10 protein-coding genes are annotated in these 13,997 nt (G+C 50.4%); 5 read left to right on the forward strand and 5 right to left on the reverse strand.

Annotated elements, in window-relative coordinates; all coding sequences use genetic code 11:
* Positions 1 to 5: 5 nt before the first annotated feature.
* A complete protein-coding gene (locus tag ACFMKP_RS10995) occupies positions 6 to 1,406 on the forward strand; it encodes a protein phosphatase 2C domain-containing protein (RefSeq protein WP_382291757.1) in 1,401 nt (466 codons plus the stop codon).
* 22 nt (positions 1,407 to 1,428) lie between these two features.
* Positions 1,429 to 2,646, forward strand: coding sequence for a protein kinase (locus ACFMKP_RS11000; protein WP_382291759.1), 1,218 nt, complete (start codon positions 1,429 to 1,431; stop codon positions 2,644 to 2,646).
* Here the strand turns inward: ACFMKP_RS11000 and ACFMKP_RS11005 are convergent.
* Both ACFMKP_RS11005 and ACFMKP_RS11010 read right to left on the reverse strand, forming a co-directional pair.
* Positions 2,643 to 3,548, reverse strand: a complete 906-nt coding sequence (locus ACFMKP_RS11005; RefSeq protein WP_054532398.1) for a DUF58 domain-containing protein — start codon at positions 3,546 to 3,548, stop codon at positions 2,643 to 2,645. The two genes, ACFMKP_RS11000 and ACFMKP_RS11005, sit on opposite strands and share 4 nt — an antisense overlap.
* Positions 3,520 to 4,854: a hypothetical protein gene (locus ACFMKP_RS11010; protein WP_382291761.1), complete on the reverse strand. Its 1,335-nt coding sequence runs from the start codon at positions 4,852 to 4,854 to the stop codon at positions 3,520 to 3,522. The genes ACFMKP_RS11005 and ACFMKP_RS11010 overlap by 29 nt, the downstream gene beginning before the upstream one ends.
* 160 nt (positions 4,855 to 5,014) lie before the next feature.
* On the opposite strand from ACFMKP_RS11010, the gene tkt reads away from it, so the two are divergent.
* Both tkt and rpiB read left to right on the forward strand, forming a co-directional pair.
* A complete protein-coding gene (gene tkt, locus ACFMKP_RS11015; protein WP_382291763.1) occupies positions 5,015 to 7,021 on the forward strand; it encodes a transketolase in 2,007 nt (668 codons plus the stop codon).
* A gap of 77 nt (positions 7,022 to 7,098) precedes the next feature.
* The gene (gene rpiB, locus ACFMKP_RS11020) at positions 7,099 to 7,542 is read left to right on the forward strand and encodes a ribose 5-phosphate isomerase B (RefSeq protein WP_382291765.1); all 444 of its coding nucleotides are present in this window, start codon (positions 7,099 to 7,101) and stop codon (positions 7,540 to 7,542) included.
* Between the two features lie 71 nt (positions 7,543 to 7,613).
* Here the strand turns inward: rpiB and ACFMKP_RS11025 are convergent, their stop codons facing one another.
* The 3 genes from ACFMKP_RS11025 to ACFMKP_RS11035 form a co-directional block, all read right to left on the reverse strand.
* Positions 7,614 to 10,220: a choice-of-anchor J domain-containing protein gene (locus ACFMKP_RS11025; RefSeq protein ID WP_382291767.1), complete on the reverse strand. Its 2,607-nt coding sequence runs from the start codon at positions 10,218 to 10,220 to the stop codon at positions 7,614 to 7,616.
* 287 nt (positions 10,221 to 10,507) lie between these two features.
* Positions 10,508 to 11,377, reverse strand: coding sequence for a fumarylacetoacetate hydrolase family protein (locus ACFMKP_RS11030; protein WP_110518756.1), 870 nt, complete (start codon positions 11,375 to 11,377; stop codon positions 10,508 to 10,510).
* A 96-nt stretch (positions 11,378 to 11,473) separates the two neighbouring features.
* A complete protein-coding gene (locus ACFMKP_RS11035; RefSeq protein ID WP_382291770.1) occupies positions 11,474 to 12,718 on the reverse strand; it encodes a PP2C family protein-serine/threonine phosphatase in 1,245 nt (414 codons plus the stop codon).
* Positions 12,719 to 12,838: 120 nt separating this feature from the next.
* Between ACFMKP_RS11035 and ACFMKP_RS11040 the strand changes: the two genes are divergently transcribed.
* Positions 12,839 to 13,969 (forward strand): M20 family metallopeptidase, encoded by a 1,131-nt coding sequence (locus tag ACFMKP_RS11040; protein ID WP_382291772.1) that lies wholly within the window; start codon positions 12,839 to 12,841, stop codon positions 13,967 to 13,969.
* Positions 13,970 to 13,997: the final 28 nt, after the last annotated feature.

Genomic DNA, 13,997 nt, shown 5'->3' on the forward strand with positions numbered 1-13,997 from the left:
AGACGATGAAACAGTATCAACGATCACTCATTTTGGTGTTATCTGCGCTGCTTTTGCTCAGCAGTCTATTAATTGTACTGCTCTTTATCCGATTAAACACCACCAATCCGCAGGCAACTCCAATAATTCGATCAACAACTATACCACCAACGTTAACCAGTTCAGGCTCAATTACAACAACCCAATCGCTACCTGTTGCGGCACCAATTGAATCAATCATTACCACTATTGCAACTGTTGCGCCAAAACCTGATAATGCCAAACTGCAACCAAACGCTCCTAAACCCGCTACAACTCAAGCCCCCACTAGTTTTGGAGCAACATTGCTCAAAAGCCTGCTTGGATTGGGTGTGCTTGCGATTGGCGGATACTTATTATGGGTGCGTTTGACTGGTTCGCCTCAGTTCGAACCCCAACGGCGTTTGATGCCGAAACCGCTGCTTAAGCAAAATCCAGCGGAGATTGCCTTGCCACCAGAGAGCAATCCAACTCCACCTAGGTCGCGACCAGTCGCTGAACCGAGCGCGTCTAGCAATTTGAAACCAGCAGTTGACCCGAGTTTGCGGAATGCCAACTATCAATTTCATGTATTTTGTGAATCGATCATTGGTAAGAGCCATAGTCAACATGGTTTATTATGTCAAGATTATTCACAACATCAAATGTTGGGTGAAGGTTGGGGTGTTGCAGTGATAGCTGATGGTTTGGGTAGCCGCAAATTATCACATCTTGGCTCTGAATTTGTGGTTAAAGCAGCATGCACACAATTATTAGAGCTGGTGAAAAAGCATTCTTGGTATGAAACCAAGCAATTACCGAATCTGCAGCAATGGCAGAGCTATGTAATTTATATTTTCCAAGATATTTATGCAAAATTACAAAAGAAGGCCCAAGCAGAAAAGCAATCAGTTCATGAATATGCTTCTACATTAATTAGTGTCATTTATAGCCCAATTGGCATTTTGGTAGCACATATTGGCGATGGTCGGGCTGGCTATAGCGATCGTCATGGCCAATGGCATTCAATGATTACGCCACATAAAGGTGAAGAAGCCAACGAGGTTATGCCATTTACTGCCGATCAGGTTTGGAAAAATCCATCTGAATTAATCGAATGTCGAGTCATTAACGACCACATTAATGGATTTGTATTAATTTCTGATGGCTGTGAAAAACATACATTTCAATGTAGCCAATTTGATCAAGCAACTCAGCACTGGCACGATCCAAATCGACCACATCAACAATTTTTTGATCGTTTGCAGCAGCTATTTCGTGAAAAAAAACAAAAAGGCCAAAGTCTCCAAGATTTACAGCCTACGTTTAAAGATATTCTAGAACGAGGTACTACCGGTTTTGCCAATGAGCCAGATGATAAAACCATGATTCTTGGTTTGTGGATCTAAGCATACGAGAAGGATATCAATAATGAGTCTTATCTATCAAACCAAACAGCATACCCACGTTCAGCTTGATGAATCCAAGCCGCTAGGAAAAGGTGGCGAGGGTTGTGTTTATTCTATCATTAACACTGCTACTTATCCTAATCATTGTGCGAAAATTTTCTATCCTAACCGATTAACTCCTGAATTAGAGCAAAAGATTAATTTTATGGTTGATAATCCACCTGATACTCTTACCAGTACTAATTATCGGATTGCATGGCCAATTGCTGCATTGTATCAAAAACAAAAATTTTGTGGTTTCATTATGCCAAAAGCTTTTGATCAGAGCATTGGGCTTGAACGATTAACACAACCTCATATTCATATCAAAAATATTGATCAGTCATGGATTAAGTATCAACGATCTGATAAACAAGGGGTTATTAATTGCTTTAAAGTTTGTGTTAATATTGCTTTCACGGTTAATCTTATTCATCAAATGCAAAAATATATTTTTGTCGATTTAAAACCTCAGAATATATTAGTCACATTAAATGGATTTATTTCGATTACCGATATTGATTCAATGCAGGTTTATGATGATAAGAAGAATCTCTATTATAAATCGGTCGTTTCAACAGCTGAATATTCGCCTCCAGAGTATCGTAACTATCTTAAAAGTGGAAGCATTATTGCAAAAGAGTGGGATAATTTCTCATTAGCAGTTATTTTCTATCAATTGATTACAGGAATTCATCCTTTTGCTGCAACCTTTGGTGATAAATTTCATGATTCAACAACGATTGATGACCATATTAGCCGTAGTTTATTTGTATTTGGTAATCACAAGCATGCAATTGTTCAGTTGCCAAAGTTACATAAATATTACGAAAGAATGCCAGCTGATATTCAACAATTATTCCTGCGTGCGTTCGATAAACCAGTTGCTCAGCGACCTAATGCAGAGGAATGGGGAAAAAATCTGTTTGATTTAGTTTCGCAGAAACAACATTTAATTGCACATAATCCAGATATTAGTCCGGCTTCACAGCCCAAAAAACCAGTAGGAGGATTAAATCAAGCAAAAAAAATCAACTCAGCATTAAAACCAGTACAACAGCAAGCGACTCAGCCACGCAATAATTCGGCTCCGATTCAAATATCACAGCCAATTAATGCTCAGCGTAAAAGTTATGCTTGGATCGGCTGGTTGATTGTTGTAATTGCGATTATTGGAGTTATTTTGCTGGCGCAAGCCTAGAGGCCAATAATGCCGCGCCGCCGTAGAAAGGGCAGAATGCTTTGCTCAAGCGGGCGATCGCTGCGAATGCCAGCATAGGTCGCCCCATAGCGCTGACACATTTGCTCGTGCATGCGCACCCAACGCACCAGTTTTTCGCGATAATCTTTTTGGGTTTGTTGATCAAGCTCAAGCGCCAGCACTTGGCCTGTTTCACTATCTTCAAATTCAACTGGTCCGCTTAGCGTGGGCTTGATTTCTTCGGGATGCAGCAGGTGCAGCACCACAACTTGCCAGACTGGCGGGGCAGCCGCCCGCAGCAATGGCTCTAAATCGCTCGTCCATAGATCGGAGATGATCAAGAGCATACCGCCAGAACTGCGGCGAACTGCTTGAGTAATTGGCGTAAATGAGGTTTGTTCGGCCCAATTCAAATTGCTCAAATAGCGCAGCAAATCGGGGCCGCGTGCGCGACTAACCGCCGGCCCAAACGGCTTGATCAATTTGCTGGTAAACGGCCAAATCGTGGTTTGATCGTTTGAGGTAAGGCCGAGATAGCCGAGCATTGCCGCCAAACGCAGCGCATAGCGACCTTTGTGCAGCTCGCCTTGGCCCCAATCCAACGAGGCTGAACAATCTAAGGCAATCGTAATATTAATATCTTGTTCAGTTTCGCCAAGCTTCACATGCAAATCTTCATGGCGTGCATAGGCAAACCAATCGACGTGGCGAAGGTCGTCGCCTGGGCTATAGGCGCGATGATCGCTAAATGTTGGCGCGGGCAAGCGCCGGCGCGAGGCATGTTCGCCGCTCAAGCCCCCGCGTAAGGTACGCCGCGAACGCAAGGCAAGGCGTTCGATCCGCGCTAAAAACTCAGGGTTAAATAGGTCGCCACTAGCGCCCGAAGTAGTCTTGAATCGCATCGCGTAGCTCCGCAGGAATATTGGATGGATCGCTAATATCGCTGGGCACGCTGCCACCGCTACCGCCAGCATTGCCACCACCAGCACCCTCACCACCAGGCAAGGTGATTGAAGTATCGCCGCCCGTTCCTGGAGTCGTTTCGCCAGCAGCAGGTGCTTCCGGCAAGCTTACATCGGGGCCAAGCGCAGCGCTCGGTGGCGGCGATGAACGGCTGCCAGTGCCGGGATTATTGCCAGCGCCGTTGTTGCTGGGCTGGCCATTTTGGTTTTCGCCTGGCTGGCCTTGTTGCGGTTGGTTGCCAGCTTGTGGCTCGTTGCCAGCTTGGCCATTCTGCTCGCCATTGGCTAAATCTGGTTGGGCATTATCAAGCTGATCGGTCAGTTGGGCCAAATCTTCAAGCGCATCGGCACCATTTTGCGGGTTGCCACGCAGTTGTTCTGCATCGCTACGCAAGCGTTCGGCCACCTCTGGCTGATTCTGCAATTGTTCGGCTGCTTGTTCAAGACCATCAGCAATTTCGTTGCGGGTTTGGGGCGATAGCTGATCAGCTTGATCGGCGAGTTTGGACAATTCTTCGGCTGCTTGTTGCACATCACCACGGCGCAAAGCATCGGCAGCGGCCCGCGTTGCACCATTATCACTTAAGCCATCGGCCAAGGCATCGGCAATTTCTTGGCCTTCGGGGCTGATTTCTGGTTGTTGATCAGGCTGATTGCCAACTGGCTGATTGGGATCAGCAGCAGGATCTTGCTCAGTGGCAGGCTGTTGCGGCGGTTCAGTCGTGGTCAAACTCGCCAATTCGCGCAATGGCTCGGTGGTCGGCGCAGGCAAGCCAGCATCAATTTGGCCCAACACAAACAAACCAGTAGCCAACACCGCAGCCAAGCCCAAACTTTGCCATTCAAGCGCAATCGGCGCAATCACGCTAGCAGTGGCATCGCGGGCAACGCTAGGCAAACGGCGCTTGGCACGTTCAATATTCACAGCGTGAAAGCCACCACGCTGGTCTTGAAATTCGCTAGCAGTGCTCAACTGGGCATTTAATTGATAATGCTGATCGAGCATTTGCACAAATTCGGCTGGGGCAAGAATTGATTTCCAAGCGTACACTCCGCCTAATGCCGCCACCAAAATCACAATTAAGCCCAACATTGGCCACGAAAGTGGCCAAGCTAGCCAGTTTCGGCCAATCAGGCCAAGGCATAAGACCGCCAAGGTCATCCAAGCGGCGCGAATTAATAAGCGCTGGCGTTGGCGCTTTTGAACTTCGACATATAATTCAAGAATTTGTTGGGTCAGATTCATGGTGGCGCTCCTAGCCTTGCGCGCTGGTGAATAGCTGCATGCCCTGAGGCGTGAGAAGGACAACCAAACAGTTGCAATTATGAGTGTACCATAGAATTACAATGGATCGGCCTCTGCTATAATTGACAGTTGGAACTGATACATCACCGCAGGAGGATTTGTGACTCAAGCACATACACTCGATGAACTGGCCATCAATACAATCCGCATGTTGGCGGTTGATGGTGTGCAAGCGGCTAATTCGGGCCACCCAGGCTTACCAATGGGGGCTGCGGCCATGGCTTATGTGCTGTGGACGCGCCACCTCAAACATAATCCGGCTAATCCAGATTGGGCTGACCGCGACCGCTTTGTGCTGTCGGCGGGCCATGGCTCAATGCTGTTGTATAGTTTATTGCATCTCACGGGCTATAGTGACATGACGCTCGATGATTTGAAGAATTTCCGCCAATGGCACAGCAAAACTGCTGGCCACCCAGAATATGGCTATGCTGCTGGGATCGAAACCACGACTGGCCCGCTTGGCCAAGGCTTTGCAACAGGCGTGGGTATGGCAATTGCCGCCCGTCACTTGGCTGGCACATTCAATCAACCTGAGCTTGAAATCGTCAAGCACCATATTTATGCGATTGTCTCCGATGGCGATTTGGAAGAGGGCATTAGCGCCGAAGCTGCTTCGTTGGCAGGCCACCTCAAATTGGGCGAGTTGGTTTATCTCTACGATGATAATGAAATTTCGATTGAAGGCGATACCTCAATTGCCTTCACCGAAGATGTGCCAGCGCGTTTCCGCGCCTATGGCTGGCATGTTCAAGAGATCGACGGGCTTGATACCGAGCAAGTTGATGCAGCCTTGACCGCCGCCAAAGCAGTGACCGACCAGCCATCGTTGATTGTGGCCCACACCGTGATTGGCTATGGCTCGCCTAATCGGGCTGGCACGGCCAAAGCGCACGGCGCACCACTCGGCCCCGATGAAGTAAAATTGACCAAAGAAGCCCTCGGCTGGCCGCTCGAACCAACCTTCTACGTTCCTGAAGAAGTGTCGGCACATTTCCGCGAGGCCTTAACCAAGGGCGCTGCTGCTGAGCAAGCGTGGAACGAATTGTTCGACCGCTACGCTGAGGCGCATCCAGCAAAGGCTGCCGACTTCAAGCAACGCATGGCTGGCGAATTACCAGACGGTTGGGATAGCAAGTTGCCAGTTTGGGAAGCTGATGCCAAGGGCGTGGCAACTCGCAAATCATCAGAAGCAGCGCTCAACGGCTTGGCCGAGCAAATTCCGGCCTTGATTGGCGGCTCGGCAGATTTGGCCGAATCGACCTTTACCTTGATTGAGCATGCAGAATCGTTCCAACCAGCAACGCCTCAAGGCCGCAACATGCACTGGGGTATTCGCGAACATGCGATGGTCGCAGCTGTCAACGGCATGGCCTTGCATGGCGGCACGATTCCCTACGGTGCAACCTTCTTGGTGTTCAGCGATTATTGCCGCGCCTCGATTCGTTTGGCAGCCTTGATGGGCATTCGCACGATTCAAGTCTTTACCCACGATAGCATTGGCGTTGGCGAAGATGGCCCAACCCACCAACCAATCGAACACATTCCATCGTTGCGGATTATTCCCAATTTGAATGTGATGCGACCTGGTGATGCCAACGAAACCAGCCAAGCCTGGCACGTAGCCGTAACCCACAAAGGCCCAACCTTGCTGGCACTGACTCGCCAAAACTTGCCAACCCTTGATCGCAGCCGCTATGCTTCGGCAGAAGGCGTGGCCCAAGGTGGCTATGTGTTGGCTGATAGCGACGGCCAACCAGAACTGATTATCATTGCCACCGGCTCGGAATTGCAGCATGCGGTTGCTGCCTACGAGCAATTGAGCGGCGAAGGAGTCAAAGTTCGCGTGGTCAGCATGCCATCGACCTTCTTGTTTGATGCGCAGTCGGCGGAATATCGCGAAAGCGTGCTACCCAAGGCTGTGAGCAAACGGATTGCGATTGAAGCTGCCCATCCAGTCACGTGGTACAAATATGTTGGCACTGAAGGCGATATTATTGGGATTGATCACTTCGGTGCATCAGCACCAATTAATATTTTGATGAAGGAATTTGGCTTTACCGCTGAAAACCTGATTGCCCGCGCCAAGGCCTTATTGGCTAAGTAATCGTTGCTTGATTGAGCATGTGACGCGAAGTACGAGCAATTCGTGCTTCGCGTTGTGCTGTTGAAAGGACATAAATCATGAAAATTGCGGTCGGAACCGATCATGGTGGCCTGATTTTGAAGCAAGCAGTGATTGAGGCTGTGCAGCGGCTGGGCCATGAAGTGCTCGATTTTGGCACCGATTCGCCAGCCTCGGTCGATTACCCTGATTTTGCGGCTGCGGTTGGCAATGCGGTCGTTAGCGGCCAAGCTGAACGCGGGATTGCGATTTGTGGCAGTGGCGTTGGTGTGACCGTCGCCGCCAACAAAATTAAAGGCGTGCGGGCATGTTTGTGCCACGACACCTACTCGGCGCATCAAGGCGTTGAGCACGATGATTTGAATGTGCTGTGTTTGGGCGGGCGGGTAATTGGCCCAGCCTTGGCCGATGAAATTGTGCAAGCCTTTTTGAGCGCCAATTTCCACAACGAAGCGCGTTTTACCCGCCGCTTGGATAAAGTGATCGCCCTCGAAAACCAATAGATCGCCAATCAAAAAAGCCCCGCCCTTGGTTTGAATCAAGGGCGGGGCTTTGGGCTATTCAGCGCAGCGATTTAGTTCTTCATCACTGCTGGCAAGTAGACCAATTCTGGGCCTTCTGGCTCAGATTCTTCGGTACAAGCCTTCACGCTGACGTTATCGATCTTCCAGCCATCAGGCCGGCCAACTGAGCTGTCCGAGGCAAGACGGAAGCGGAACATCACGGTTTCGCCGTCGTAGGCTGCCAAATCAACGACGCTCTTGATCCAGTCTTGTGGGTCGCCACACCAAGCGTCGCGGCCATTGAGTGGATTGGTAGAAGCAGTGATTGCGCCATTGTATGGGTCGGTCAACAAGGCAGCGTTAGGAATTTGCTCCCATGCGGAGCCGCCATCGGTTGATACTTCAATCAATGCGCCATCATAACAGCCGCCAGCTGTACGATCTTCAAGCGTTTGTGAGTTCCAGAATTGCAGGGTATGGGTCAGACCTTCGGTTAAGGTAATTGCTGGGGTAGTCAGCCATTGATCTGATGCTGTGGTCGGATCAATCGCCTTCATCCCTGAAGTGCCACCATAGCCAAATGCACCATGGGCCCAGGTATTGCCAGTGCCACCGCTAACCCAGTTTGGATTGGTTTCGAAATTTTCTTCGAAGGTAACCACGGTTTCGGTGCCAATTGAACAATCGCCAGGTGCTGCTTCAGTCATAAAGCTGAAGATTGCGCTATTGGCGCTAACGCCACACGCATTGGCAGCGCGCACGCGCCAGTAGTGTTTGGTGTTGGTGCTCAAAGGAGCGCTGGTCAAGCTGGTCAACTCGGTCGTGGCCGTGTAAACCAAATTGCTGAAGCCAGCATCGCTAGCAATTTCGAGCACATAGCTATCTGCGCCAGTAGCGCTTGACCAAGTGAAGGTTGGGGTATTGCTCACATCGGTAGCATTGTTGGCTGGTGCAGTCAAGGTTGGTGCTGCGCTTGGAATGCCAGCCGAGACGCTGAGATCCAAGTCGGCGGTGCGGGTGATGCTAGCACTATCTGCATGCACCACAACCGTATAATCGCCAGCTGCGGCAGCAGTTACGTTACCAATGGTTAATTGGCTGCTCAAGGTTGGTGAAATCACTGGGTTTGGCGTAAAGGTTGCGGTTGCGCCAGCAGGCAAATTGCTTGCCGAAAGGTTTACCGGCTCGCTGAAGCCTGAAATCCAGTTTAAGTTAACCGTGGTTTGGCCCGAAGCTGGGGCACAAACTGCCAAGCTGGCAGGGCTGAGATTCATGGTGAACGCAGGCGAACCACCATTACCATCAAGCACCAACGTACCCGAGTTGGTTGGGTCAAGCCAATCCTTCAAGCGGCTTGCGCTGGTACCGCCACCATTCCATGATACAGAAACCCGACCATACCAGTCTGATAAATCGTTACCACAGGCAGCGCCGCCACCATGGAGTTGGCCAACCACGCGATGCTGAGGATCGTACAATGGCGAGCCTGACGAACCACCTTCAGTCGTGCCTAAATCCCAGTCGATAACCCGAATGTGGGTGCCATCGCCAGGTACAGCGTTGCTATTGTAGCCGGTGGTTTGGGTAGCTTGGTTTTCAAAGCTGATCCGTTTTTCTTCAACACCTGGGTGGTGAATCGCCACAACGCTAGCGAAGTCGCCACTTTGGGCGTTCCAGCCAGTCCAGTATGGTGAGTATTCGGTTGGAACTGCATCATCAAGCTCAACCAAGGCAAAGTCTGATGGGGCATATTCGGCGCGTAGAATCGCCCCGGTCATGGTTGTGTTAGGCTTGGGCAATGGCGTACCATTTTCAGCCGATCCAACCGCGCGACACAGGGTTGATTCGTAGTTCCAATATGTCACCATCGAAGCAGCATTGCCTGAACTGATGCCACAGTGATCGGCGGTCAGGAAGTAGGGCTTTTGATCTTGGGCGGTGTTATTCACCAACGAACCAGTACATGTGTCAATACCATTCAAGGTATAGGCAGCAACCGCGTTGATTTCTGCGCGCCAGTCGTCGCCTTGAGGACAAATAACGTCGACATTACACGATCCTGATTTATCGACCAAGAGATCACGCGGAACACCGAAGCCACTAAAGCCACGGTTGATTGCGCTCAAGGTCAGGTCGGCTGTTGCAAACTCGCCACTATCAGCGCTATATTCGATGATCATTTCATCGCCAGCGACGATTGGAGTCCACAATTGGCCATGATCTTCGTTATCAGCAGCACCGTATGGCCCAATAACTGAGCGATAATCAGGGCTGTACATAAACAGTTGGCCGCTCTTGGGCAGGTTATAGCGTGTATAGCCAAGGTTAATCGACAAGGCTTTTGGTGCGCTAATCCGCAAGCGGGCTACAGTACGATTGCCAACGACTTCGATCGTCGATACTTGCTTGATGTCAAGCGAGGTTTGATAATCTTTGGCAAAACGCATTGGGGTATTGCTTGGGCGTTTGGCTGCATCGGAGCGCTCTTTGGCCACATCCAGTTCTGGCACAGCAATCTGGGCAACTGTCGCCAAATCTTTCAAGCCTTGCGCCAATGCCAACGGTCGGTCGGACGTGCTGGCTTGATTTTGCGCAGCAGTAAACGGTACCTTAGCCCCAATTACCGATAATAAAACGGTAATCGCAAGTAAAGCAAATAGCCAACGGGATCGAACCATGCTTTAACCTCCTGAGGTGAGTTCCACACAACACTGAGGGGAATTGAGAGGATTTGTTAATAAGCTTAATATAAAAAGATTTAGCGCATTTGTCAAATTTATTAATTATTGTCTTATCGCGATAAGCCGATATATATTCAATTCGACGCTAATTTAATAGATTCAATTTAGCTAGCTAGATGGAGATTCAGATTAATTTAACTGCAATTAAATAACACATGTGGGCAACAAAAAAACAGCATTCTTCAAATAATACACTTTTGTCAGAATGCTGTTTTGGTGTGAAATTAACCGGCGACAACCGGATTGCGCAGCATGCCAATGCCCTCAACTTCGGTTTCGAGCAAATCGCCTGGGCGCAAAAATTCTTGCGGGGTGCGGGCAAAGCCCACGCCAGCAGGAGTGCCAGTTGCAATAATATCGCCTGGCTCAAGGGTCATGCCTTGCGAGAGCACGCTAATTAAGGTTGGAATATCAAAAATAAGATCGTTGGTATTGGATTCTTGCTTGATCTCGCCATTGACCCGTAAGCGTACAACTAAATTATGCGGGTCGGTCAACTCGCTGCTGGTGATAATCCACGGCCCCATTGGGCACGAGCCATCGAGTGCTTTGCCTTTGAAAAATTGCTGGTGGCGGGTTTGCAAATCGCGGGCCGAAATATCGTTAATCACGGTATAGCCCCAAACATGCTCCATGGCTTGCTCGCGGCTAATGTTTTTGCCAGCTTTGCCGATGATCACACCCAACTCAACTTCCCAATCAATCCGCTCGGAAACCGCCGGATCGATCACAATTTCGCCGGTTGGACTATTAATAGCGGTTGGTGGTTTGGTAAAAAAAACCGGATGTTCGGGCATTTTGACTTCGAGGCCTTTGGCTTGCAACGATTCACGGGCATGAGCAGCGTAATTCAAGCCAACACAAAACACATTTTTCAATGGCCGTGGCAACGGAGCCAATAATTGATCAAGATTGAGCTGAATGCCTGCACGGCTTTGATATTCAGGCAAGGCTGCTTTGACGATTTCTAAGCCAGCATCACCAGCCTCAATCAGGGCTTGCAGTGATTGATAGCCATCGAGCAACATCACCCGATCGCCGAGCACAATGCCTGGGCGCGGCCCAACCGCTGTTTTGAGCGTTACAAATCGCATAGTATCTCCGCAATATCGCCATGATAGCGTTTTCGCACCATCGTTTTGGCAAAGAATATGCTTGCATTATAACGATATTCGCTTATGTTGATGAAGCTAGCTTGATTCAGGGTTGAGCTTGACGACCAACAAGGTCAAATCGTCAATCGGCGGTGTGCCACTCTGAAAGGCGCGCACATCACCAAGGATGGCATCTGCAAGGCCATGGGCTGGTAAACGCCCATAGGCTTGAACTGCTGAAATTAAGCGCTCGCGGCCATAGGTATCGCCAGCAAAATTGCGCGCATCACACAAGCCATCGGTATAAAACACCAAGGCATCGCCTAGCTCTAAATCGATGTGCATCTGCTCGAAAAAGGCTTCTTCGGTGATGCCAACGGGCATACCACCACCCTCAAGCATGGCAACCCGCCCTTGTTTTGAGCGATAATGCAACGGCCAATCGTGGCCCGCTCGCACATAGCTAAAGCGTCGCCGCGCCAGATCCAAATGCGCATAAACCATGGTAATAACTGCTGCATCAAGGTTGGTGGTGCGAATTAATTGATTGAAACGTTCGACCAACGCCAAAGGATCACGCTGATCCATACCCAGCAACAGGCCTTTGGCCAGCGCCATCACCAAGGCAGCGCCCGCACCTTTATCGCAGACATCGGCCATCACAATCGAGAGCATGTGCTCGCTAAGTTGGCGCACCTCGTAGAAATCGCCGCTCATTTCGTAGGCAGGGAAGGTCGCGGCGGCAATGACCACGCCATGCACATTTGGAAAACTGGTAGGAATTAATCGGCGTTGCAATTCGCGGCCCAACTCCAATTCCCGGGCGGCCCGCGCACGGCGTAACGCCTCTGCTTGGGCTTGTTCCAAGGCAGTGTAGGCATCAGTTAAAAGCCGATTCTTATGGCGCAAATCTTCCAAACGCCGTTCATCAGAGCGGCGCACATGGGCAGCAACGCGGCGCAACATATTGTAGGCAATCGCGGGGTAGGTATGCAGCAAGGTTTCAAACGCCGCAATCGGAATCTCCAAGACCTCGCTTTGGACAACCGCAATTGCGCCAGCGGCCCGCGTACCATCAGGCTCCAATAAACTAAGCTCGCCGAAAAATGCCCCAACCCCCAACAAACCAAGGGTCGTTTCCTCGGAACTACCTTGCTCGAGCACCAACCGCAAGGTGCCACTCACCACCACATAACAGGCATCGCCACGATCACGCTGGTGGAACAACCACGCATCTGCTGGCAAGCCACGAATTCGGGCCTGACCATCGAGCATTTGCAAGCCTTCGAGCGAAAGGTCAGCAAATAGGGGCACTCGACGTAGGAACTCCATTTGGGACATACCCACCTCCTAGCAACGACCAAAATGCAGCATAGCACGCTCGCTAGCCTGATGCAAGACAGGCTTGTGCAATGGCTGCGGTACAATATAGCTATACCTGCTTAGTGATGGAGGAAGACCATGCCTCGTCAGCTTTTAACCTATCTTGATGCTTGCCTGCCGGATCTGTTGGATGAAATGCGTCAATGGATCGAAATTGAGTCGTTTACCCGTGATATTACGGCGGTTTCTTGGATGGTCAATGTGGTTGGCGAGCGCTTGAGCAAATTGGGCGCAAGTGTGCGCAAATACAACGGCAAACCCCAAGCCGACCATTTGTTGGCCAGCTGGCCCGGCGAGGGCGAGCCAATTCTGATTGTCGGCCATGTTGATACCGTTTATCCCCCAGGCACAATCGATCAATTTCCCTTCCGCATAGATGGTGATGTTGTGCGTGGGCCAGGCGTGAGCGATATGAAGGGCTGTATTTTGCTGACCTGCGCCGCCTTGCAAGCCTTACGCCATTTTGGGCGCTGGCCAAGCCGCCCCTTGAAATTTTTGATTACCACCGATGAAGAAATTGGTAGCCCAACCTCGCGGCGCTATATTGAAGAACAGGCGCGAGGCTGTCGCGCTGCACTGATTATCGAATCGGCGGAAGAGGGCGGCTGGCTCAAAACATGGCGCAAAAGTGTCAGCATGTATGATTTGGAGATTACTGGCAAGCCGTCGCACGCTGGCGTTGCCCCTGAGCTTGGCATTAGCGCCATCCATGAATTAAGTTATCAGATTGGCCAGATTTTACCATTGGCCCGACCTGATATTGGTACGACGATCAATATTGGCAAAATTAGCGGCGGCACTGCTGCCAATGTGGTTGCTGCCGCAGCTCATTGCACAATTGACGTACGCGCACTCAAAGTTGGCGAGGCCGAACGCGTCGATCAAGCATTGCATCAGCTAGCGCCGCGCCTCGCTGGGGCCAAATTAAGCTTGGAAGGTGGCGTGAATCGCCCAGCCATGGAACCAACGCCGGCGACGATGGCCTTATATGCAGCTGCCGAGCAGATTGCCAAGCAACTCGATTTGCCGATTAAAGCCAGTGGCACTGGCGGCGGCTCGGATGGCAATTTCACCTCGGCGATTGGCGTGCCAACCCTCGATGGCCTTGGTGGCTGGGGCAGCGATTCGCATAGCTTCGACGAGTGGCTCTCGATCAGTCAATTTGCCCCTCGCGCTGCCTTGTTGGCGCGTTTGATTGAAACGTTGTAGGTATAAAAGAACATAGAGCATAGAGCGA

This window comes from Herpetosiphon sp. NSE202 (assembly GCF_042688385.1).
Lineage (GTDB): Bacteria > Chloroflexota > Chloroflexia > Chloroflexales > Herpetosiphonaceae > Herpetosiphon.

What these genes read in the sequence shown, in the direction of transcription:
- rpiB (WP_382291765.1), top strand. Translation starts at nt 7,099, where the DNA reads ATGAAAATTGCGGTCGGAACCGATCATGGTGGCCTGATTTTGAAGCAA.
- ACFMKP_RS11000 (WP_382291759.1), top strand. Translation starts at nt 1,429, where the DNA reads ATGAGTCTTATCTATCAAACCAAACAGCATACCCACGTTCAGCTTGAT.
- ACFMKP_RS11005 (WP_054532398.1), bottom strand. Translation starts at nt 3,548, where the DNA reads ATGCGATTCAAGACTACTTCGGGCGCTAGTGGCGACCTATTTAACCCT.
- ACFMKP_RS11040 (WP_382291772.1), top strand. Translation starts at nt 12,839, where the DNA reads ATGCCTCGTCAGCTTTTAACCTATCTTGATGCTTGCCTGCCGGATCTG.
- ACFMKP_RS11030 (WP_110518756.1), bottom strand. Translation starts at nt 11,377, where the DNA reads ATGCGATTTGTAACGCTCAAAACAGCGGTTGGGCCGCGCCCAGGCATT.
- ACFMKP_RS11010 (WP_382291761.1), bottom strand. Translation starts at nt 4,854, where the DNA reads ATGAATCTGACCCAACAAATTCTTGAATTATATGTCGAAGTTCAAAAG.
- ACFMKP_RS11025 (WP_382291767.1), bottom strand. Translation starts at nt 10,220, where the DNA reads ATGGTTCGATCCCGTTGGCTATTTGCTTTACTTGCGATTACCGTTTTA.
- ACFMKP_RS10995 (WP_382291757.1), top strand. Translation starts at nt 6, where the DNA reads ATGAAACAGTATCAACGATCACTCATTTTGGTGTTATCTGCGCTGCTT.
- ACFMKP_RS11035 (WP_382291770.1), bottom strand. Translation starts at nt 12,718, where the DNA reads ATGTCCCAAATGGAGTTCCTACGTCGAGTGCCCCTATTTGCTGACCTT.